This is a genomic window from Rhizobium sp. BK491, assembly GCF_014194925.1.
In the GTDB taxonomy this organism is placed as follows: Bacteria; Pseudomonadota; Alphaproteobacteria; order Rhizobiales; family Rhizobiaceae; genus Rhizobium.
In genome coordinates this window covers 187,551-209,079 of sequence record NZ_JACIAR010000003.1, presented here as the reverse complement: position 1 = coordinate 209,079, position 21,529 = coordinate 187,551, and the positions used below count along the sequence as shown (strand labels likewise).

Genomic DNA, 21,529 nt, shown 5'->3' with positions numbered 1-21,529 from the left:
AATCCGCATGATACGCGCCTCCCCGCTATGCGAGAGGAAGCGCACGCGTTACCGACGCGAAACTTTTCGGCCTGGTGGCCTGCGCCTACTGCGATGAAGGCGCGCCAGGAAATAACATTGCTTTCGCTCACCTCTCCGTTGTCGCACATTGCCCGTCGCGAGACCCAAGAAAGCTCCTCTGCCCCTCAAAATCCGAGGACGATATCCCCGATGCACCTCGGCATGGCCAAGAAACGTTTCGCGCAGCATCTTCTACGGCATTCCAAGGTCGAACCCGGTAGGTGCAGCTTCGTATTCGCGGCCGTGTTGACCGTCTTCGCACTCGCGTAACACAAATGTTTCGAGAATCTTTCCCGAAGGAAAGCATCTGTCCGGTTGCCAAAAAACCATAATTGTTCCACCTAGATTATAGATTGAACATTTAACGTTGAGAATCGGGCCAAGACTTGATGCGTACGAAATATGGTTTCTTCTGCCTGTTCCTGGCATTTGCGTCATCGGCATATGCTCTGGAAGCCGGTTCACCGCCAGTTTTGACACCGCTGCCGCAGCAGGCGCAGGCCGCTCATTTGACGGCGCAATTTCTGCAGCGCTTCCACTACAAGCCCGTTCCGCTCGACGACGTTCTCTCCGCCCGGATCATGAATCGCTTCATCAAATCCCTCGATCCGGATCGTGTCATCTTCCTGCAGAGCGATATCGACAAGTTCATGGCAGGCAGCACCAAGATCGATGACGCCATCAATCAGGAAGACTTGAACATCCCGTTTTCCATCTTCAACGTCTATGAGCAGCGCGTCGTCGATCGCATGACCTATGCGCGCAGCCTCCTCAATCAGAAGCTGGATTTCACCGCCAAGGAAGACTACGCGCTTGCGCGTGACAAGGAGCCTTGGCCACAAACCGAAGCTGAAAGCGATGATCTCTGGCGCAAACGCGTCAAGAACGACTGGCTGCGCCTGAAGCTTGCCGGCAAGGATGATGCCGCCATTCGCGATACGCTCGACAAGCGCTACGAAAACTCGCTGGAGCGCGCCTATAAATACAAAAACGACGATGTCTTCCAGACATTCATGGACGCCTATACGACGTCAGTCGATCCGCACACCGACTATTTCGGCGCGACCGCCTCGGCGGAATTCGATATTTCGATGAAACTTTCCCTGGTCGGTATCGGCGCGGTGCTGCAGGAAAGGGACGACTATACGACGATCCGCGAACTGGTTGCCGGCGGCCCGGCGCAATTGTCCGGCAAGCTTGCGGTCGGTGACCGCATCATCGGTGTCGGTCAAGGCGAGAACGGCCAGATCAAGGAAGTCGTCGGCACGCGGCTCGATGAAATCGTGCAGATGATACGCGGCGCCAAGGGCTCGGTCGTGCGCCTCGACATTTTGCCTTCTGATGCCGGGCCGGACGGCAAGCATCACGTCATCAGTCTCGTCCGTGACAAGATCAGCCTCGACAAACAGGCCGCCAAGCAGACGATCCTATCCGTGAAGGACGGCAATACGACGCGCAGGATCGGCGTGATCACTCTGCCGGCTTTCTATGAGGATTTCGAAGCCCGGCGCAAGGGCGATAAGGATTACCGCAGCGCCAGCCGCGATGTCGCCAAGCTTCTCGGCGAATTGAAGCAGGAGAAGGTCGACGGCGTCCTGATCGACCTGCGCAATAATGGCGGCGGCTCGCTGTCGGAAGCGATCGACCTGACGGGGCTCTTCGTCGGCAAGGGTCCTGTCGTCCAGCAGCGCGATGCAGGCGGCGAGGTGGAGGTCGAAAGCGATGATCTTGCCGCCCCGGCCTGGACCGGCCCGGTCGGCGTGCTGATCAATCGCGGCTCGGCATCGGCCTCCGAGATCTTCGCCGCAGCGATCCAGGATTACGGGCGCGGCGTGATCATCGGCGAACCGAGCTTCGGCAAGGGCACGGTGCAAACCGTGGTCAATCTTGATCAGGTGGCCCACAATCAGAAACCGAAATTCGGCGAGCTGAAACTGACCGTCGCTCAATTCTTCCGCATCAACGGCGGTACGACGCAGTTGCGCGGCGTGACGCCGGATATCAGCCTGCCCGGAATTTCGGACCTCAAGACCTTCGGCGAATCCAGCTACGACAACGCGCTGCCTTGGACACAGGTGAAGCCTGCGAACTACAAGCCCTGGGGTGACCTCCAGGCGCTGCTGCCGCAGCTGCAAAGCCGCCATGACGCGCGAGTGAAGGACGATCCGGAATATAAGCGCTTCGTGGAAGACCTCACCACGCTGAAGGAGCAGCGCGACAAGAAGGTCATCTCTCTCAACGAAGCCGAACGTCGCAATGAGCTGACCGCCCAGGCAAACCGCATCAAGGCGCGCGGGCAGGCGAATGATGGCATCGATACCGGCGAGGATGATGGCCTGCAGGCCAATGAGCGCAGCTTGAGCGCCGATATCGCCATCGAGAAGGCCCGCAAGAACGCAAAGGATATCCTGCAGAACGAGGCGGCTTCCATCGTTGCCGATGAGGCTGACCTCCAGGCCGGCATGTCCAGGGCCGCGGCAAAGTAGTCACAGAGTTCCATCGTGCCTCTCACGGCCGAGGAATCGACGTCGCCGACGTGACGTCGACCGCCTCGCCGGCTGCGGGTGCATGAGACTCGCGGCTAAAGCAAAATGCCAAAAAGTGTGGATGGCCTTCGGGCGACCTCCCGTTCTATCACCTTGATTTCAAGGCGAATTCGGATTTCAGGTCGAAGACCATAAGATCATGGAGCTTCAGAGCCTCAGCTACGTTTCAGCTAGCCGTTGTACACTGCGTGCGTGCGAATACTTGCGCCCCCAACAAAGTTTCGCACGAGGCGCCGATAAGGCTCTCTGCTCTGCCTCATGCAAATGAGGCAGAGCTTTCTCTGCCTGGATCATGCTCGACGAGCTTCGGCTACGCCATCGAAGGCCTTGGATACTTTCCACGGCTATGCTCATCCAATTCATTTTATCTCACCGCGCGCCACCGCATGTCTTTTCGGGCGGCGGCAGCTGCCTCTTCGCAGCGTGCACGAAATTGGCTAAGAGGCCATATGTTTGAGCTTGTTTCGATCGCCACCGCCAATCAAGAAATCAAGCGAAGCCGGTTCGTTGCGACGGCAGCTCCGATCGCCGATACCGAGGCGGCACAGGCGTTTGTCGCGCAGCACTCTGTCACAGATGCCAATCACAATTGCTGGGCCTGGCGTATCGGACAGAACTATCGCTTCAGCGATGATGGCGAGCCGAGCGGCACGGCCGGCAAGCCGATCCTCCAGGCTATCGACGGCTTCGAATTGGATATGGTCGCCGTCGTCGTAACACGCTGGTTCGGCGGCACTCTTTTGGGTGCAGGCGGACTGATCCGCGCCTATGGCGGCACTGCCGCGCAATGTCTGCAACGCGCGGAAAAAAGAGAAATACTGCCGACCATTGCGGCAACGATCGATGTGCAGTTTTCGCACCTCGCTCTCGTAAAAGCGAAACTTCATAGCGAGGCCGGCGTGCAGGTTCTGGAAGAGCGTTTCACCGAATCCGGAGCCCTGCTCAGCGTGACCATAGCCGCGTCGCTCGCCGAACAGGTTTTTGACACTATTCGGGATCTCACGAGCGGCCGCGCCACGGTAAAACTCGATTGATCGGAGCGCTCAGGGATATGCCCAAAGGATGATGCTTTCCTGGCCCCGCAATAGGGTGGAGATAGGCAATCAATCACCTGAGAACACAACGCCCTGAGGTCGCCCCGGTGTGGAAGCGGCAACCCGCACCACTCCATGAAACCCGACCCAAAGCGCAATCGACCCGAGCGCGAAGCTGCCGAGGATCATGAACATCGTGCTGTAACCGATCTCCTGCGCCAGCCAGCCGCCGATCGCCGGGCTCAGGGATGCGCCGACCCCTTGCATGGTCATGACGACGCCCTGGCCGACATTGATACGGCCGGTTCCGTTCAGGATGCGGGCGACGAGCGTCGGCACGGCAACGCTTTGCAAGCCCGCGCCGATACCATCGAGAACCTGAACGGGATAGACCCCCCAGGACGTAATCAGATGCGCCGCCACGAAACCGCGGATCGGCAAGGAGGCGAACGAGACCAGCAGCACGAGCCATTGTCCTCTCCTTTCCGCCATATGCATCGCGATCAGAGAAGTGATGATCATCGTGCCCTGCGCCACCACCACCGTCAGCGCGACGAAGCCCGCGGGATCGGCCTGACCGGCGGAGACGACAGCCAGCCCGAACAATGGCAACATCGCGCCGTTGCCAAGATGAAACAATGCAAGCGCACCGGCCAAGATGAGCAGCGGCTTCGATTCGGCAAGCACCTTGAAGCCGCTCGGTTTTCGGTGCCTGGCAGGCTCCCCCTCTCCCGGCGGACCAACGGTGGCAAGGGTCGCGCCGCGGGCTTCGTCATCGTCGATCGCGTCGGCTGGGATCATCAGCACGGAAATGATAGTCAGCACGCCGAAGACGGCTGACAGCCAGAACACGGCAGTCAGCCCGAACATCCAGCCGAGCCACCCCGACAGCCCGGCACCGACAAGGTTGCCGGCATGATTGAATGCCTGATTGTAACCATTCTGCCGATTGAAGCCCACCTGCCGGACAATGCCGAGAGTAATGCCATTAAGCGCTGGCCCGATCGCGGCGCCGGCAATAGCGGTCGCAACCTGGGACAGCGCCACGACCCAGAAGAACTGTGACACCAATATGATCATCGAGGCAAGGACCGTGCAGATGCCAAGCACGATCACGCATGTGCGCTTATGCGTGGTCTCATCGATGAACGCTCCGGCGGGGGCCATCATCACCATCCCCGCAATCCCACCGATCGTCATGACGGAGCCGATCGATCCGCTTTGCCAGCCATGGGCGACGAGGAAAACCCCGAGGAAGGGTCCGATGCCCGCCTGAACATCGGCCATGAAGAAATTCAGAAATCCAAGGGGGACGAGAGCTCGGGCTTGGTGGTGGTCGTTGGGGGATGAGCGCGACAAGTGACAACTACATGGTTTCTGAAATCGTCCAATGAAAAGCGCTGGACGGCAAAAGGTTCCGCAACATTTAGATGGATGCAGGCGGGCCTGGCCAGTGCTCTCAACTGCTCCGTCGCGAACGCGATGTCCTGGCCGAAGGACAATTCGAGCGTATTGCCATGCGTCTATGTCTTAAGGTGCTCTTCGTCCTGCCGAGCTTTCCATTGGTCCGGACCTGGCATCGCCGCGATCGAGTGTGGCGCATCGCTGGCTCCGCGGGCAGATCGAGGAATTGCTGCAGCCGGCGGCATGAACAGCACGCGGTAAACCTCTATAAAGTCGAGGGACATGTTCGCTCAGGTCGAATTCGACAAGATCGAGTGTTACCAGACGGAGCGCGACTATTTCCGCATCCACGGAAGGCAAAAGTCCAAACAGCTTAAAAATTAAAAAGAGAAGGATTCGGAGGGAAAGCCGAATCCTTCTCGTCTTGATCGGAGGTCAACCGATCGGGGTGGGCAGCCGCATCGGATTGGAACGATGGGCTGCAGCTACCGACACAGAGTGTCGGATGGCGGTCGGACTCGGAGTTTGAAAAGCGCCCCTCGTCCAAGCTTGGATTCTATATACATACATTCGGTATGTTTGACAACTGATCTCAAGGAGATTATGGCAACATTCAGAGAAAATTTATTGTTGGCGCCGGGTGTGGCCTTCATACTCCCGCAGCCCTAGTCAATTATTGACCATGCGAATTCGACCGGCATGATGTCGGAAAGCTGAATGCGATGAATGACGAGGATACTTTAGTGACCCGGAATGACCCGGCTGCTCAGGAACGATATCTGAGGAATTAGATCCATCCTCGACATGCCAACCCTAGAAATCCCACTGAAAACGATTGTGCCGTCGCGACATCTATGAGATGGCCGTGCAACGATCTTGGCAATCGCACGGAGAACCGGATGAACCCCCTGGGAAAAAACAGTCTTGCCGGTGTCGGACAGCAGACTGCATCAATCGACAGCAGGTCATCCTCCGAATACTGGTGGGTACCCGGGAGCCTGGCGATATATTTCATCGTGCAGGCAGCCATCCGCATCGCCATATCGAGCTCGCTGCGGATCGACGAAGCGCAGCAGTTTCTCGTCGGCCAATGGCTCGCCTGGGGTTACGACGCCCAGCCGCCGCTCTACAACTGGATTCAGTACGGCATCTTCGAAATTTTCGGCACGAGTGTCGCATCGCTCGTCATCGTGAAGAATCTTCTGCTTTTCCTGGTCTATCTCGCCTATTACAAGCTTCTGCGATCGCTCTTGGCCGACAAAAGGCTGGCGGCGGTCGGAACGCTATCGCTCCTGACGATGCCACAGATGTTCTGGCAGGCGCAGAGAGACCTGACACATTCCGTCGGCACCCTGCTTGCGGTGCTCATGTTGATCTATTTCGTCATCGTCACCATCCGTCGTCCGACAGTCCTCTCCTACGCGCTGATCGGGCTTTGGGCCGGGCTTGGCATGCTGACGAAGTACAATTTCGCTCTGGTGATTGGCAGTGTCCTCATCGCGACCTTCTTTCATCCGGTCGGGCGAAAAAGGCTTCTGGACTGGCGCCTCCTGCTGACGCTCGCAATCGCCGTTCTCGTGTTCCTGCCGCACGCGATATGGATGGTGTCCAACATGGATCGGGTCCTGACAACGACGGTCCAAACCATGTCGGAGCAAGGCGCCGGCGGAAAGCTTTCCGATATCGGTTTCGGACTTCTGGAGCTGATAAAGACGAGCGTCGCCATCATAGCTCCCACGAGCGTGATCTTTCTGCTGTTCTTCCGTCAATCATTTCTGCGAGCCCTGCGAGCCAGAAGTGAATGGAGCGATTTCGTCGGCAGGATACTCTTAAGCACCGCCGCTATCTTGGTACTCTTGATACTGGTGATCACGCTTACGGAATTTCGCGACCGCTGGCTGCTACCCTTCCTATTTCTGCTGCCAGCCTACTTCTGTCTGAAGCTCGATGCAGCGGGACAGCAGAGCCAGGCCGATATAAAGAAATTCCTTTACGTACCCATCGTCATGATGATCGCGCTACCTCTGATCATAGCCGGAGGTGTCCTTTTTGCGCGGTTTTTCCATTCGTACGAGCATCTGAACGCGCCCTATGCCACCTTCGTGGACAAAGTCGTCACCCCGGAAGGAAAACAACCCTCGGCGGTCGTCACGACGACCTGGCTCAAGGCAGGCAATCTGCGTGTGAACATGCCGCACACATCGGTCGTATCGACGGAATATCCTGCGTCAGATCTCAGCCGGCAGGTCATAGGCGATGGACCGGTCCTGTTGGTCTGGAACGAACGCGACGGGCATCAATCAACCATGCCGAACGCACTGCAGCTATGGCTCACGTCGAAATACGGAACGGCGGCGGAACTGCCGCCGCAGCAGGACATTGCCCTTCCCTATTACTACGGCAAGGAGCCGGATCGTTATCACTTTGGTTATGCTTGGTATTATCCCAAACCGAACTGACTTGAGATTGCGCAGCGGCTCGAACTCATCGATGATGATCAAGAAGCAGGAGACATCAATTGCCGGCTAGCGCTCCAGCGCGCCCTTTCCGGCAAGAATATGATTGCGAAACTTAGCAATCCGCGCGGCCCGCGTTTCGGATTTCTTCACGGAGCCGAGGCTGATCACATAGCTTTTCTTTCGCCCTGGCGTCAGATCGTGAAAAGCCTCCGCCAGCTCGGGATCGGAATCCAGCGCCTCGATCAGCTCGTCCGGCAATTCAATTTCGCCCACCTCTTTTGCAGGCTTGATGCCGGCCTCCGCATATCCCATCGCCTCCTTCAGATAGGCTCGGATGACGGGCTCCATCTTCGCCACGGCGGCGTTACTCACGAAGCGGATCATATCGGGATACTGGGTATTCTGCCCTTGCTTTTCGAGCACGCCCTCAGGGTCCTTCATCAGCGCCGCGTTGAAGAAAGTGAGGCGAAAATCGCCGCGGAAGGCGCCGATGATGACGATGTTGCGACCCGCGTGCATGTAGCATGGATGGGCCCACTTCACCGTCTCGACGAGCCCCGCCTCCAGACAGATTCGGCGCAGTTCGTTCAGACCGTCAATCCACAACCTCGTCGAACAGTCCGGCGTCGCAAAGCGTTCGCAGCGTCCGCATCCCTTGGCAAAGAAGTCCTCGATATCGGTGATCATATCCTCATCCACTTTATAGTTCGGCTATCTGAAGTATCCACGCCATCAGCCAGAACAAGACAAAGGCTTGATGAAAGCAAGTGGCCGGGCCAAGCTCGCATGAATGCATCCCGGGTTTGCCAGCAATAGCCTCAACTTACGCCATCCCCGCCTTGGCATCTCCATAGGGCTGTTTCTGATCCGGCCCGAAGCTGGATCATCATGTGCGCAATTCCATGTGTAGGACAGTCGGCTGCTCGGGTCGATGACGAGCACCCCTCGATCCAAGATACTGCTCCAGTCGCTGCGGAAAGTTCAAGTGCCGGGGATCGGCTCCCACGTCGAATTGCCGGTCCTGGAGAATTGCGGGATATGGGCGAGGCTCTGAATGAGATCGCAATCGGATCCCAGCGTCTCGCGCCAATCGCGGGCTTCCGTCAGAATGACGCCAATGCCGACGACCTCGGCTCCAGCCTTGCGCACCAGTTCCAGCGAGCCCTTGAGGCTCGATCCGGAGGCGACCACGTCGTCGACGACAAGCACGCGCTTGCCGTTGAGAAGGGGGATTGCGGCACGGTCCAGCAGCAGGCGCTGCTCGCCCTTGGAGGTGATGGAGGAGATGCGTTGTTCCAGTGCATTCGCCAAATGGATTTTCGGCGACTTCTGCAGGACGACATAGTCGTTGAGGCCGAGTGCACGCGTGACCTCGATGGCGACGGGAATGCCGAGCGTCGCGGTACCGATCACGATATCGGGCTTGAGCGATGCGAATTTGGCGGCAAGCTTGGCGCCGACATGTTCACCGAACTTCACACCGAGATCGATGACCATCATCAGCGAAATGGCAAAATCCGGCTTGATCGCCACGATGGGCAGATCAACGGTATAGCCGGCAACGTCGACCTTCCAGTTCTGCCCGGTTCTCGGGTCGGCGGTCTCAGAGCTCATAGGTCTTATCCTTCATGCTAAGGCGCTGCTCGACCATCAGGCCAACCTCGCGCCAGGTTGTTCGCTTGTGTTTCAGATCGTACCCGTAAAGGGTAAGCGAAAACGAGATGGCATGCGCCATGCGGATCGCCTGAACGAGCAGCGGGATGCCGCGTGCCAATGCAAAGCGCAATTTCGTCGGTAGGCCGACATCGTCAATCTCCATGCCGCGAGAACGCTGGGCATCCGCAATGCGCTCGAAATCGTCGCGCAGCATTGGAATGACGCCGAAGGTGAGCGACAGAACGAGAGTGGCAATAGAGGGTAGCCGCGCGGCGCTTGCCGCCGCTAATATTTCGCCCGGCGAGCTTGTTTCCATGACGAAATAGAAGGCGGCCGTTGTCGTCACCAGCCTGGCGGCCATCGCCGCCGCCACAGGCAGGGCCTGCGGCGTTGAAAAACCCTGCAGCCAGAGATTTATCATCCAGCTCACCATGACCATGCCCGTCAGCAAAGCAGCACCCTTGATGTAGCCGCGAAGACCAGGAACCCTCAGGCCCCACAGAAGGACCAGGCAGACAAGCGCAAGAGTTACGCCGAACCGCCAATCCGGAGCAAACCAGGCAGCCAGCATGATGATGAAGGCAACGCCCAGCTTGATAAAGAAATTGAGCTCATGAAGCCGCGTCATGCCATGCTCCAGGCCGTCATATCATAGGGCGTCTGCCAGCCGAGAGAACGGAAGGGATCGCTTTTCCAGCCCTCTTCTGGCGTTCCCTCGAACGCGATCGTGCTATTGTCGAGGATCATCAGGCGGGTGGCCAGATCGTCGACCAGTTCCAGATCGTGCGAAATCAGCATCACGGCTCGGCCCGAGGACTGCATCGAAGAGATGAAAAGCTCCAGCATCTGCCGGCCTTTGATGTCTCTGCTTAGAAGCGGTTCATCGGTGATGGCAACGAGTGCGCCGGTGGCATCGGCGCAGGCAAGCCCCAGCAGCGCCTGCTGGCGGGCCGATAAAGCAAACGGATTGGCTTCCGCCAGGTCGAGGAGTGCGTAGCGCTCCAGCGCCGCCTTGGCGCGCGTGATGACCGCCGGGTCGCTCGACGATGCGCTCGACGCGGTGATGGCAAAGATCACCTCACCGAGCACGGTCATGTTGAACAAGATATGCCGCATGTTTTGGGGGATATAGGCGATCTTGCGGGCTCGCGCGGCGACCGACCAATTGTCAGCCTTCGTCCCGTCGAGGAGGATGGAACCCGAGGTGGTTTTCGTCAGCCCGAGGATCGATTTGAACAGCGTCGTCTTCCCGGCACCGTTACGGCCGATAAGCGCCAGCACTTCTCCGGCCCGGACATCGAAGCTCACGTCCTTCAGCACGGGGTTTCCGCGCGAGCGCGAAAGCTGGCTCGCCAGCCCGGATACGGTCAATAGCGGACGCCCTCGCTCGACCGTCTGCCGCGCGGGCCGGGCGCGCATCGGCGGCAAAATGCCGGCATCGATCCAGGCGGAATCCTGCCTGAGCACCATCTTCGGCGGCATGCTTGGAGAGATGCCGCCGCGACGCAACAAGGCAATGCTGTCTATTACGGAACGAAGCGGCAGAGGGTCCTGCTCGGAAATCAGCAATGTCGGGGTGCTGTCCAGCACTTTGCGCAGGATATTGGACAACCGCACGCGCGCAGCCGGATCGAGCCCGGTCGTCGGTTCGTCCAGCACCAGAATCAATGGGCTGGAGACGATCGCCGCAGCAATGGTGACCATTCGCCGTTCGCCCCCCGAAAGGGTCAGAACCCGCCGGCCGCTCAGTGTTTCCAGCCCGAACTCGGTCATCAATTCGGCGAGCCGGTCCCGGAGCACGCTCCGCTCGACACTCTTGTTTTCCAGCGGGAAGGCGATGACGTCTTCGACGCAGATATCCCAAAGCTGGTCTTCGCTATTTTGCGACACGAAGCTGATCGTGTCGAAGAGTTCCTTCTTTGTAAGGGAAGGCAGCGGACGGCCGGCAAGCTCCACCTGCCCGGAGAATTCGGCAACGGGAATGAGACGCGGAATCAAACCCGCGGCAACGCCGAGCAGCGTCGACTTGCCGCTGCCGGCTTCACCACAGACGAGAAGCCGCTGCCCCTCGTCAAGCATGCAATTGGTATCGGCAAACACCGGTGCGGCGCCGCCGAAACCAATCGTCAGATTGGCAATATTGAGCACTTGTCGATCCAGATTGGTTCAGAAGCGCTTGAAACCGGCGGGATGAGCACTCTTCAGAATTTTCAGGGCCGGGATGATCAGAAGCGGCGTGCCGACGACCATCGGGACGATGTCGGACAGGCCGATATAGCCGAAGCCCCACCAGAACGGGAAAATGCCGAGATAGGCAAGGCTTGCGGACACCGCCGCCACCATGATCAGCCCGATGACAAGGCAGACTATCGCGATTTTGATCAGCGCGGCGCGATCGAAGACCGTCTTGGCAGGATCGAAGAAGAGCCCCGGCACGAGACCGGTCAGACCGACCATGATGCCATCAACAATAAGCGAATGTGCGGGTATGAACGTGCCGGCAAGAAGCGACCAGACAATGGTGCCGAGATAGCCGCAGATGAAGCCGCTGCGCCAGCCGAGCAGAATGCCGATCACTGGCGGCAGGAAGGCGAAAATGCGCCACTGAATGATCCCCGGCACGAGTTGGATCGGATTGGCATAGGCCCAAAGCACACCGGTCGCGGCTGCCGCCACGATCGAGAGGACGATGGGAAAGAGAGTATTGCCGTCAGTTTGGGACATGCTCGCTGGCTGCATGATTTTGGTTCCTTTAAAAAGTAATTTCCAAAAATTGCCGGAGAACCGGCTGAAAGGCTCTCCACGACCATTCAAGCGCAGGGACGCGCTTTATCTATAATGCATGCACTTGCTCGGATAATCGCCCATCCGATCATGAAAGGCAGTGTGAACACGCCACCTGCCAACCTCAGTTACAGTACGTCTCGAACTTCAGAGGCTTGGATGAGTTTTTGAAACGAAGATCGCGAAGCAATCGAATTGAGACTGGGATGGGAATCGATTGCCGGCTCACAGAAAAACCTCTTCCAAGAATTGAGTGACTATGCGTGTTTCCGTTCGTAAAAACCATTTCAGATTGCATATAAAACATGACCTAGCATAGGGAACATCGATCGGCCAATCCATTCATGCGCGTCATGGACCGGCTGCATCAAGATAGCCATGCTAGGGATCGGCAACTTGCCTACATCCCTGCTGCGCTCTTTTGGATTACCGTGCGTCTTCGCTGGAACTGCGTCAAATTCTTGCCAGGCGAAGCCAGATCATCCGTCCAAGCGTCCTTTTCGGTGACGACATCGGGCGTCGCCACCCCATCGACAATATCGAACTGTGGAATATGTCCCAGGCTGGTCACGAGACGGGCGTCATCACCCAGCAAATTCCGCCAGGCATGACCCTCGGTCAGAATGGCGCCGGCGCCAATGATGTTTGCGCCAGCACGGCGCACCAGCCTGAGTGCAGCCGCCATGCTGGAACCGGTTGCGATAACATCGTCGACAACAAGGACGCGTCTGCCTTGAAGCAGTTTTATCGAACGGCGATCGAGCAGGAGACGCTGCGGCACTGCGGTCGTGATGGAACGGACATCCTCGACCAAGGCATCGGCAAGATGAAACTTGGGCGACTTCTGCAAGATGACATATTGATCGATACCAAGGCGCCGCGAAACCTCTATGGCGACCGGCACGCCCAAAGTAGCGCTGCCGACGACAATATCGGGTTTCGACTGCGCGAAATGACGGGCAAGGGCCTCGCCGACGAGATCTCCGAACCGGATCCCCATATCGATTACCATCAGCAATGCGATCGCGCGACGCTCGCTCAGCCGGACGATCGGCAAGCTGAAATTTTCGCCCGCAACCTGTACCTGATAGGTTTGAGAAGTCTCAAGATACATCACTGCGGCCTTTTTGGCACATTGTTTGCATTTAAATTCTCGTCTTAATAGACACCAGATCACACGATTTTTACAACCAACAAAATTCGTCTGGTATGTTTCCTTTTCTTCAACGAGGTATAGCTCCGAATGAGCAGGCTCCTGTTTTCCCGCTTCGCGCATTACCTCGACGAGATCGCCAATCACGGCTCGATCAGAAAGGCCGCCGAAAAGCTGAACGTATCGGCTTCAGCGATCAACAAACAGCTCATCAGCGCCGAGGAGGAGTTTGGCGTCACTCTCTTCGAGCGCCTGCCGCGCGGCATGCGGCTGACATCGGCGGGCGAATTGCTCGTCAATGGCTATAGGGAATGGAATAAAGACCTTTCCCGCATCAAATCCGAAATCGAGGAGCTGAAAGGACTTCGCCGCGGCGAGGTGAAAATAGCCTCGTCGCAAGAAGCGGTGCCCGATTTCCTGCCCGCAGTGATTGCGCGGTTCACGAAGGATCATCCTCGTATCCGCAATGCGATCGCAGTGGAGGATTCCGACCGTGTGCGGCAGCTGGTTAGGGATGGGGGCGCAGACTTCGGCCTAACCTTCAGCCCACTGCCCTTGCCGGGAGTCGTCGTCACGCGTTCCGCCGACTTTCATCTCATTGCCATGCTGCCGGGAGATCCCCACCTTGAACGGCCTGACAGCATATCCATAGACGAATTCTTCAAGAAGCCGATAATTGTACCCGACACCAGCAGCCACCTGCGGGATATCGTCGATATCGCCGCTGCCCGTATGGACATCCGCTTTCAGCCAATTTTGACCACCAATAGCCTGTCGCTCATGCGTTCCATGGTCCGCGAGGGCTGCGGTTTCGGCGTGACGGCCATGCCTGCCGGCAGGCCCCTTGCCCATGAGATTGGATTGCGCTACGCCCGCATAGCGGACAACGACTTACCGCCAATGGTGCTTTCTCTAATCGTCGATCCCAAGCGCAGTCTCTCGATGACTTCAATCATTGCGCGCAGATACTTTGAGAAGTATTTTGATGAGATTTCTCTTCAAAATGGAAAAACATCGACCAATACGTTTGAATAGCCGTTCCCTATCGAGGCAAGTCACTGCTTATCTACGCTGCCACCTGACTTCCCCTGATCATCCTCTTCCTTAAGCGGCATACGGCGAGGCCGCGAGTCTTATGATTATCTCCGTGAAATTATTCGAACGCAGGAGATTGGGGGCCACTCTCCCGTTGAAGAAAAGGCAACACACCGAGCGAATTTTGATGCTTGCAAAAGTTGCATAATCTCGCGCCTATAAGGCCCTGTCTCTTCCGATGCTAATTCTCGATGTGGCAAGGGAACGGTGAATGACGGATAGCTATGGCCGATCTGGATCCCAGGGGAGAGCGCGAACAAAGCTGCGACTCCTCCCTGCGCTGGAACCACGCCCTGTGGAAGTGCAAACTGAAGAAACTTCCCCGCCCGAAGCCAAGGCGTATCTTTTAAATCCGGCTGATGGAACCATTCGCACGGTGATGCTTCCCGCCAGCAACCGTACCGAATACATCCGCAAGTTGGTGAGGGCCAGCAAAGTCGATGTTATCAGAATCGAGGATGCGCATTTTCTCTATACCGATAACAATGGCCTTATCGACGGCCTTTCGAGCGTTACGGATTTGAAGGGGCACTCCTCCCCGCTGGCTGGTAATCTTTTGATCGTTGGCAGGGATGAAAGCGGCGCGGCCGCAAGTGTCAGCGCCGGTATCGATGATGTCGCTTCGTGGTTTACCATCATCCGTCCGGTTTTCCTGCCTGTTTTCGAGATCTTGCGCGAATCTCAAACACTCAGCACCCGTGTCATCCGCCTGGATGTCCGGATCGAACGCTCCATACCGAATGTCATACGGTGAGCGGGAGAGAACGTCGGTGCTCTCGCTATAATTCACTATAATGATGTCCCTATAGCTGCGGCTCTTTTACGCCCGGATGAAAAATGCAGAGCTGTCCCTAAACATTTGACGGCGCCGGACCAAAGCTTTCGCGCCGAATGAGCTTGCTTTCAATGACATGACGGAAGGCCGTCGCCTTATCCGGCGCGTCGATCCGCTCCATCAGCAAACTCACGGCCATCTGCCCCATTTCCTCGACGGGCTGTTCGATGGTCGACAATGGCGGCAGCGAATATTCACAGACCGGGGCGCCGTCGAAGGACACAATAGAAAGATCGGTTGGAATCTTCCAGCCCATGCGTTGAACGCAGCTCATGAAAGAAATCGCCATGTCGTCGCTGGTGGCAATGACGGCCGTGGGCTTCAAGATGAGATCGGCAAATTCCGCCGCCGCAGCGACGCCGATCTGGAAACCATGCTGATAATCAAGGCTGCCGCCGGACCTGACGATCGCCGCCTCCGGCAGACCCGCGGCGGCAAGCGCTTCAACGGCACCCAGATAGCGTTCTCGGTCATGGTAATTGCCCTCGGGACCGGCAAGATAAAGGAAACGCCGGTGGCCGAGAGCAATCAATTCGGTCGTGGCATCGCGAACGGCCTGGCGATCATTGGTTACGACACTCGGCAGGGCTGCGTGGCTCATGTCGAACAAAAGAGAGACAATCGGCAGAGCGGAATCCTTCAGTGACCGACCGCCATGAACCGGCAGATCCGAGGAGAGAATGATGGCGCCACGCACCGTGCCTCCGAAAGCCAGATCGAGGATATGGCGCTCCGAAGCCTCGTCGCGATCGAGGTTGGCAATCATCAAATGGTAGCCATTCTGGCTCAGGGAGCGGTTTATCCCCTGCAGAACCAGGGGAATGACCTGCGAAACACCGTAATAGAGCGAGCCCGGCAGAATGATCATGACGACATTGGACTTGCCGACACGGAGCCCCCTCGCCATGGCATTGGGCGTATAGCCGAGCTGCTTGGCGGCGGCATCGATCTTGGCGCGCGTCTTTTCGTTGACGCGACCGGGATTGGCGAGCGCCCGGCTCACCGTGGAGATCGCAACGCCTGCCAGCCGAGCGACATCCGCCATCAGAGGACCGGAATGCTCTTCTGCCGGCAGATCCTTGTTATTCTTCACTTTTTGGCGTCCTTCCCAATGCCCGTCGCGCGGGATGCTACGGCAATCCCAGCCGTTTAGCAAACGTTTGCCAAAAATCGCTTGCATAAAAAAACGACTTGTCTACTATTCAGGCACGGCAAACGTTTGCCAATCATAGTGCATTGAAATCATTATGGATTATTTGTCGTGGGCCATGGTTCCGCGAGTGATCTTCCATGCCTTAACAATGGATAGTCCCATGACCTCTACGGAACGGCTGCGCTTTGGTGTCGATCTCGTCACCTTTTTCCACCCCGGATTTTGGGGCGTAGAGGATTATGACGGCATCATCACGTTATCGCGCAACGAGCCGCGCGCCTTCTGGGACAAGATACTGGACGCCGTACAAGCCTCCGGCGTCACCGGCGTGGAGCTGACCTTCTCGCCCTTCAACTGGCAGGATGCAACGAAGACCTATGGTTCGGTCGACAAGTTCGCGGCCGAGCTTTCCAGGCGTGGGCTGACGCTTGCGAGCGGCTTCTTTGCCGAGCTCGAAGCCGCCGGTGATTTCACCGAGGCATCAGCGCAGACCGCCATCATCGACAAGGCCGAAAAATATGCCGGATTCCTCAAGGCGTGCGGCAGCGATATCATGGTCATCGGTGCGCCACTTCGCCAGACGCTCGGTGCTCAGCCGGTGCGGTTCTTCGATTTCGAGCAGGCGCGAAAAATTGCCGATTTCCTCAATCGCCTCGGCGCTGCTCTCTATGTCAAAGGTGTGCGTCTCGCTCTCCACACCGAGGCGCATTCAATCTTCGCGGCAGCACGCGACGTCGATCTACTGATGCTACTGACCGATCCCGCCTACGTGCATATGTGCCCGGATACGGCGCATATCATCGTTGCCGGCTCCGATCCGCTGCAGCTTGTCGATCGCCATCACGAGCGCGTCATTATCGCTCACTGGAAGGATGCGCTGGGTCCGATGCCGGCCGATACGGTGATCGACGAGCATATCCATGACCGCCATCGCCCCTATTTCTGCGGCTTCGGCCTCGGCCGGGTCGATTGGCCGGGCTGGGCCAGGCTGCTGCGCGACCGGGGCTATGAAGGCTGGGCCATCCTCGAGCTCGACGCCGCACCCGATCCGGTCGGCGATATCGCCAGCGGGCTCACACTCGTCAGGCAGGCGCTCTTGCCGATCTATCGCTGATACCAAAAATCCGAAAACGAATGGCCCCGCCAAGAGGGCTTTCCTGAAGAGGTGGAACGATGAAAAATACAGTGAAATTGCTATTGATGGGAGCCGCACTCGTCACGGCCTCGATGACTGCCCATGCAGAAGACAAGCCGCAGGCTGAGGTTATGACCTCATGGACCTCAGGCAGCGAGGCCGCCGCCCTCGGCGTCATCAAACAGGAGTTCGAAAAGCGCGGTGGCACCTGGAAAGACTCGTCCATCGCCGGCTTCGGCGCGGCCGATGCGGCTTTCCAGAACCGTTTGGTCGCGGGCGACCCGCCGACCGCCAAGCAGGCCGTGCTCGGCCTTGCCAACACCGATTTCGTCAATCAGGGACTTATGAGCCCGATCGACGATGTGGCGAAAGCCGGCAAATGGGCCGATGTCCTGCCCAAGTCGATTTACGACCTCATCTCCTATAATGGCAAGGTCTACCTCTCTCCGACCGGCGCCCATGGCGAGAGCTGGGTGTTCTATTCCAAGGATGCCTTCGCCAAGGCTGGCCTCACTGACGAGCCGAAGAGCTGGGACGAATTCTTCTCGGCCCTCGACAAGCTGAAGGCATCAGGCATTCAGCCCGTCGCCTGGGGCGGCCAATCCTGGCAGGAATCCAAGGTCTTCAACATGATCCTGCTGACCCAGGTCGGCATTGACGGCTTCCTCAAGATCTATGTCGACAAAGACAAGGGCGACGCCTCGACGGCAGGCGTAAAGAAGACGCTGGATATCCTCGGCAAGCTGCGCGCCTATGTCGATGAAGGTGCCGCCGGCCGCAATTGGAACGACGCAACCGCCATGGTCATCACCGGAAAGGCCGGCGTGCAATTCATGGGTGACTGGGCCAAGGGTGAGTTCGTGGCCGCCGGCAAGGAACTGGGCAAGGACTATGGCTGCATGCTCGCGCCGCAATCGCCGGGCATGGTCTATGTCGCCGATTCCTTCTCCTTCCCGAAGATCGCCGATGCGACCGCACAGAAGGGCCAGACCCTGCTTGCCGAGGTCGCCATGGATCCGGCCGTGCAGGTGGAGTTTTCGCTGAAGAAGGGCTCGGTGCCCATGCGGACCGACGTCGACAAGTCCAAGCTCGACATCTGCGCGCAGAAAGGCCTTGAGCTGATGAGCGCCGGCAAGATCGTGCCCGATCAGGCTCTGATCCTCTCGCCGCAGCAGGCCGGCGCCCTCAACGACTTCGTCGACGAGTTCTGGACCAATCCGTCCGAAGACAGCGCCTCAGGTGCGGAGAAGTTCTTCGCGATCTTCGAATAGACCTTCAGCGAGCCGGTCGTCCGAGTTCCCTGTCGATCGGCTCTGCCCATCCTTTCGAGAAAGTTTGCTGATGCAAGCCAAGCGCAGACGTCCCCTTGCTGCGACCTTTGCCCTGCTCCCGACATGGATTGCCGCGATCTTCGTCTATATCGGCACCATGGTCTGGTCGGTGCGCCTGTCTTTCACGGATTCGACCATCTTCCCGTCGTCCAACTATGTCGGATTTGCGCAATATGCCAAGCTGTTCCGGACATCGCGATGGCTCGCGTCCCTGGAAAATGTGCTGATCTTCGGCGTACTCTATGTTGCCGGCTGCCTAGCATTGGGCTTCGTGCTCGCCGCGGCACTCGATCGCAAGGTTCGCTTCGAAAGCGTATTTCGCACCATCTTCCTCTACCCCTATGCCATGTCCTTCGTGGTTACCGGCCTCATTTGGCAGTGGATGCTGAACCCAACCTTCGGCATTCAGGCGACCGTCAGGGCGCTCGGCTGGCAGAGCTTCGTCTTCGACTGGATCGTCAATCGCGGCATGGCGATCTACACGGTGGTCTTTGCCGGCGTCTGGCAGGGTGCTGGCCTTGTCATGGTCATCGCACTGTCAGGCATGCGCAGGATCGGCGAGGAACAATGGAAAGCGGCTCAGATCGACGGCATTCCGGTCTGGCGCATCTATACCTCGATCATCCTGCCGCAGCTTGGGCCAGCACTTGCCGCGTCGGGCATGCTGCTCTCCATGGGCGTGATCAAGACCTATGATCTCATCGTCGCGCAGACCGGGGGCGGCCCCGGCTACTCGACCGAAGTGCCGGCAAAATTCATCATGGACAATCTCTTCGAGCGCCAGAACCTCGGCCTTGCGAGTGCCGGCGCCACCGTGCTCGTGCTTTCGGTCGTCATGGCCGTCGCACCGTTTCGCTATGCGCTTGCCATGCGAGCCAGACGAAGGGGAGCACATTGATGGCGGCTCTTCATCCTCGCGGTCCCAAGCCATCACGGCTGACGGCCGGCCAGATCGGGCTCTATGCCTTCCTGATCCTTGCTGCGCTATTTTTCCTGCTGCCGCTCTATACGATGCTCGTCACCTCGCTGAAGTCGATGGAAGAGATCCGCCAGGGCCGCATCTTCGCCTTGCCAGATAGCATCGACTTCGGCGCCTGGAAGACCGCCTGGTCGGGCGCCTGCATGGGCACGCAATGCCTGGGCGTGCGCATCGGCTTTTGGAATTCGGTCAGAATCACCGTGCCGGCCGTGGCGATTTCCGTCTTCATCGGCGCGATCAACGGCTATGCCCTCTCCTTTTGGCGGCCGAGAGGCTCGAACCTGCTATTCGGACTTCTGATGGCCGGCGGCCTCATCCCCTACCAGATCTTCCTCTATCCGCTGGTGCGGCTGCTCGCCAATCTCAGCCTTTATAATTCGGTGGCAGGCGTAGTCCTCGTTCACGTTATCTTTGGCCTGCCGCTGGTGACGCTGCTGTTCCGCAACTATTTCGTCGTCATTCCCGAAGAGCTTTGTAAGGCGGCTCGCGTCGATGGCGCCGGCTTCTGGCGGATCTTCATCGAGATCATGCTGCCCATGGCTGTGCCCATGATCGTTGTCGCCTCGATCTTCCAGTTTACCGGCATCTGGAACGATTTTCTGATCGGCCTGGTCTTTGCCGGACGCGACAATCTGCCGATGACCGTGCAGCTCAACAACATCGTCAACACCACCATGGGCGAGCGCGCCTACAATGTGAACATGGCGGCCACCATCCTGACCGCCGTCGTTCCGCTCGCCATCTATTTTTTCTCCGGCCGCTGGTTCCTGCGTGGTGTCGCCGCCGGGGCCGTCAAGGGGTAACGCCATGCAGCCTGCCGTCTCGGTCAAGGATCTCAAGATCGCCTATGGCGATCACACCGTCATCGACAAGATGTCGATCGACATCGCGCCTCGGGAATTCCTGGTTCTACTCGGCCCCTCCGGCTGCGGAAAGTCGACCCTGCTCAACTCCATCGCCGGCCTGCAGGACATCAGCGACGGCGAAATCTGGATATCGGACAAGAACGTCACCTGGGCCGAGCCGAAGGATCGCGGCATCGGCATGGTCTTCCAGTCCTATGCGCTATATCCCCGCATGTCGGTGCGCAAGAACCTGTCCTTCGGCCTGCGCGTGGCGGGTCTTCCCAAAGCCGAGATCGAGGCGCGCATCGCCCGCACGGCTTCGCTTCTGCACCTCGACAAGCTGCTCGATCGCCGCCCTTCGGAATTGTCGGGCGGCCAGCGCCAGCGTGTCGCCATCGGCCGCGCCCTTGTGCGCGAGGTCAACGTCTTCCTGTTCGACGAACCGCTGTCCAATCTCGACGCCAAGCTTCGCAACGAGCTGCGCGTCGAGATCAAGAAGCTGCACCAGAGCCTCGGCAACACGATGATCTATGTCACGCATGATCAGGTCGAGGCACTGACCCTTGCCGATCGTATCGCCATCATGAAGGACGGCGTGATCCAGCAGCTCGCCAGCCCGTCCGAAATCTACCACCGCCCCGCCAATCTCTTCGTCGCCGGCTTCATCGGCGCGCCGGCGATGAATTTCATCGAGGGCGAGATCGTCTTGAAAGGGGGCACGCCGGTCTTCGAAAGCAACGGGCTTGCCATCGATCTAGCCGGCTATCCTTTCCTCAGCGCCGCCAAGGCAGGTCCCGTGACGCTCGGCATCCGGCCGGAACATATCGCCCCGAATGGCGCTGACGCGGGTTGGCCCACCATTCCCGGCACCGTCTCGGTCGTCGAACCGATGGGCGCCGATACTGTGCTGTGGTTCGATTGGGCGGGCCAAAGCCTCTCCTACCGCATCATGGGAGATGCCATCCTGCAGCCGGGTACGGCGATCGCACCCGGCCTCGATATCGCCAAGGCCTCCCTCTTCGGCGCTGACGGCACCCGTCTTTAAGACCATTTTCACAGC

The 21,529-nt window shown here is 58.3% G+C and carries 18 protein-coding genes; 10 read left to right on the top strand and 8 right to left on the bottom strand.

Translation table 11 applies throughout. The features are described from left to right. Positions 1–449: 449 nt before the first annotated feature. Together FHX05_RS15375 and FHX05_RS15370 are read left to right on the top strand one after the other, a co-directional pair. On the top strand, positions 450–2,546 hold the full coding sequence (locus FHX05_RS15375) for a carboxy terminal-processing peptidase (protein ID WP_183872745.1): 2,097 nt from the start codon (positions 450–452) through the stop codon (positions 2,544–2,546). A 509-nt stretch (positions 2,547–3,055) separates the two neighbouring features. Continuing rightward, positions 3,056–3,640: a YigZ family protein gene (locus FHX05_RS15370; RefSeq protein WP_183872743.1), complete on the top strand. Its 585-nt coding sequence runs from the start codon at positions 3,056–3,058 to the stop codon at positions 3,638–3,640. Positions 3,641–3,709: 69 nt separating this feature from the next. On the opposite strand, the gene FHX05_RS15365 is transcribed toward FHX05_RS15370, so the two are convergent. Continuing rightward, positions 3,710–4,999: an MFS transporter gene (locus FHX05_RS15365; RefSeq protein ID WP_183872741.1), complete on the bottom strand. Its 1,290-nt coding sequence runs from the start codon at positions 4,997–4,999 to the stop codon at positions 3,710–3,712. 944 nt (positions 5,000–5,943) lie between these two features. On the opposite strand from FHX05_RS15365, the gene FHX05_RS15360 reads away from it, so the two are divergent. Then, a complete protein-coding gene (locus FHX05_RS15360; protein WP_183872739.1) occupies positions 5,944–7,503 on the top strand; it encodes a glycosyltransferase family 39 protein in 1,560 nt (519 codons plus the stop codon). A gap of 66 nt (positions 7,504–7,569) precedes the next feature. Here the strand turns inward: FHX05_RS15360 and FHX05_RS15355 are convergent, their stop codons facing one another. From FHX05_RS15355 to FHX05_RS15330, 6 genes are all read right to left on the bottom strand, one after another. After that, positions 7,570–8,190, bottom strand: a complete 621-nt coding sequence (locus FHX05_RS15355) for a YdeI/OmpD-associated family protein (protein WP_183872737.1) — start codon at positions 8,188–8,190, stop codon at positions 7,570–7,572. Positions 8,191–8,484: 294 nt separating this feature from the next. Continuing rightward, positions 8,485–9,117, bottom strand: a complete 633-nt coding sequence (locus FHX05_RS15350) for a phosphoribosyltransferase family protein (protein WP_183872735.1) — start codon at positions 9,115–9,117, stop codon at positions 8,485–8,487. Then, positions 9,107–9,787, bottom strand: coding sequence for an energy-coupling factor transporter transmembrane component T (locus tag FHX05_RS15345; RefSeq protein WP_183872733.1), 681 nt, complete (start codon positions 9,785–9,787; stop codon positions 9,107–9,109). The genes FHX05_RS15350 and FHX05_RS15345 overlap by 11 nt, the downstream gene beginning before the upstream one ends. After that, positions 9,784–11,307, bottom strand: a complete 1,524-nt coding sequence (locus FHX05_RS15340; RefSeq protein ID WP_183872731.1) for an ATP-binding cassette domain-containing protein — start codon at positions 11,305–11,307, stop codon at positions 9,784–9,786. Before FHX05_RS15340 ends, FHX05_RS15345 begins: the two co-directional genes overlap by 4 nt. 18 nt (positions 11,308–11,325) lie before the next feature. Continuing rightward, positions 11,326–11,898, bottom strand: a complete 573-nt coding sequence (locus FHX05_RS15335; protein ID WP_112609985.1) for an aminotriazole resistance protein — start codon at positions 11,896–11,898, stop codon at positions 11,326–11,328. A gap of 445 nt (positions 11,899–12,343) precedes the next feature. Further along, entirely contained in the window at positions 12,344–13,219 is an 876-nt protein-coding gene (locus FHX05_RS15330; protein ID WP_246698957.1) for a phosphoribosyltransferase family protein, read from the bottom strand. Between FHX05_RS15330 and FHX05_RS15325 the strand changes: the two genes are divergently transcribed. Together FHX05_RS15325 and FHX05_RS15320 are read left to right on the top strand one after the other, a co-directional pair. Beyond that, complete coding sequence (locus tag FHX05_RS15325) at positions 13,187–14,131, top strand: LysR family transcriptional regulator (protein WP_183872729.1); 945 nt, start codon at positions 13,187–13,189, stop codon at positions 14,129–14,131. The two genes, FHX05_RS15330 and FHX05_RS15325, sit on opposite strands and share 33 nt — an antisense overlap. 271 nt (positions 14,132–14,402) lie before the next feature. Then, the gene (locus FHX05_RS15320; protein ID WP_246698956.1) at positions 14,403–14,945 is read left to right on the top strand and encodes a hypothetical protein; all 543 of its coding nucleotides are present in this window, start codon (positions 14,403–14,405) and stop codon (positions 14,943–14,945) included. A gap of 97 nt (positions 14,946–15,042) precedes the next feature. On the opposite strand, the gene FHX05_RS15315 is transcribed toward FHX05_RS15320, so the two are convergent. Further along, complete coding sequence (locus FHX05_RS15315) at positions 15,043–16,119, bottom strand: LacI family DNA-binding transcriptional regulator (RefSeq protein ID WP_183872727.1); 1,077 nt, start codon at positions 16,117–16,119, stop codon at positions 15,043–15,045. A 220-nt stretch (positions 16,120–16,339) separates the two neighbouring features. Between FHX05_RS15315 and FHX05_RS15310 the strand changes: the two genes are divergently transcribed. The 5 genes from FHX05_RS15310 (at position 16,340) to FHX05_RS15290 (ending at position 21,514) form a co-directional block, all read left to right on the top strand. Further along, positions 16,340–17,293, top strand: coding sequence for a sugar phosphate isomerase/epimerase (locus FHX05_RS15310; RefSeq protein WP_183872725.1), 954 nt, complete (start codon positions 16,340–16,342; stop codon positions 17,291–17,293). Positions 17,294–17,352: 59 nt separating this feature from the next. Continuing rightward, positions 17,353–18,585: an ABC transporter substrate-binding protein gene (locus FHX05_RS15305; RefSeq protein ID WP_183872723.1), complete on the top strand. Its 1,233-nt coding sequence runs from the start codon at positions 17,353–17,355 to the stop codon at positions 18,583–18,585. Positions 18,586–18,655: 70 nt separating this feature from the next. Further along, complete coding sequence (locus tag FHX05_RS15300) at positions 18,656–19,543, top strand: sugar ABC transporter permease (RefSeq protein ID WP_183872722.1); 888 nt, start codon at positions 18,656–18,658, stop codon at positions 19,541–19,543. Beyond that, positions 19,543–20,427 carry a carbohydrate ABC transporter permease gene (locus FHX05_RS15295; protein WP_183872720.1) on the top strand — a complete coding sequence of 295 codons (885 nt, stop codon included), beginning with the start codon at positions 19,543–19,545 and terminating at the stop codon, positions 20,425–20,427. Before FHX05_RS15300 ends, FHX05_RS15295 begins: the two co-directional genes overlap by 1 nt. A gap of 4 nt (positions 20,428–20,431) precedes the next feature. After that, entirely contained in the window at positions 20,432–21,514 is a 1,083-nt protein-coding gene (locus FHX05_RS15290) for an ATP-binding cassette domain-containing protein (RefSeq protein WP_183872718.1), read from the top strand. Positions 21,515–21,529: the final 15 nt, after the last annotated feature.

Excerpts from the sequence above, each read along its gene's own strand:
- FHX05_RS15305 (WP_183872723.1), top strand. The coding sequence starts at position 17,353 with ATGAAAAATACAGTGAAATTGCTATTGATGGGAGCCGCACTCGTCACG.
- FHX05_RS15345 (WP_183872733.1), bottom strand. The coding sequence starts at position 9,787 with ATGACGCGGCTTCATGAGCTCAATTTCTTTATCAAGCTGGGCGTTGCC.
- FHX05_RS15355 (WP_183872737.1), bottom strand. The coding sequence starts at position 8,190 with ATGATCACCGATATCGAGGACTTCTTTGCCAAGGGATGCGGACGCTGC.
- FHX05_RS15375 (WP_183872745.1), top strand. The coding sequence starts at position 450 with ATGCGTACGAAATATGGTTTCTTCTGCCTGTTCCTGGCATTTGCGTCA.
- FHX05_RS15330 (WP_246698957.1), bottom strand. The coding sequence starts at position 13,219 with ATGCGCGAAGCGGGAAAACAGGAGCCTGCTCATTCGGAGCTATACCTC.
- FHX05_RS15320 (WP_246698956.1), top strand. The coding sequence starts at position 14,403 with ATGACGGATAGCTATGGCCGATCTGGATCCCAGGGGAGAGCGCGAACA.
- FHX05_RS15310 (WP_183872725.1), top strand. The coding sequence starts at position 16,340 with ATGACCTCTACGGAACGGCTGCGCTTTGGTGTCGATCTCGTCACCTTT.
- FHX05_RS15335 (WP_112609985.1), bottom strand. The coding sequence starts at position 11,898 with ATGCAGCCAGCGAGCATGTCCCAAACTGACGGCAATACTCTCTTTCCC.
- FHX05_RS15300 (WP_183872722.1), top strand. The coding sequence starts at position 18,656 with ATGCAAGCCAAGCGCAGACGTCCCCTTGCTGCGACCTTTGCCCTGCTC.
- FHX05_RS15295 (WP_183872720.1), top strand. The coding sequence starts at position 19,543 with ATGGCGGCTCTTCATCCTCGCGGTCCCAAGCCATCACGGCTGACGGCC.
- FHX05_RS15360 (WP_183872739.1), top strand. The coding sequence starts at position 5,944 with ATGAACCCCCTGGGAAAAAACAGTCTTGCCGGTGTCGGACAGCAGACT.
- FHX05_RS15325 (WP_183872729.1), top strand. The coding sequence starts at position 13,187 with ATGAGCAGGCTCCTGTTTTCCCGCTTCGCGCATTACCTCGACGAGATC.
- FHX05_RS15290 (WP_183872718.1), top strand. The coding sequence starts at position 20,432 with ATGCAGCCTGCCGTCTCGGTCAAGGATCTCAAGATCGCCTATGGCGAT.
- FHX05_RS15370 (WP_183872743.1), top strand. The coding sequence starts at position 3,056 with ATGTTTGAGCTTGTTTCGATCGCCACCGCCAATCAAGAAATCAAGCGA.
- FHX05_RS15350 (WP_183872735.1), bottom strand. The coding sequence starts at position 9,117 with ATGAGCTCTGAGACCGCCGACCCGAGAACCGGGCAGAACTGGAAGGTC.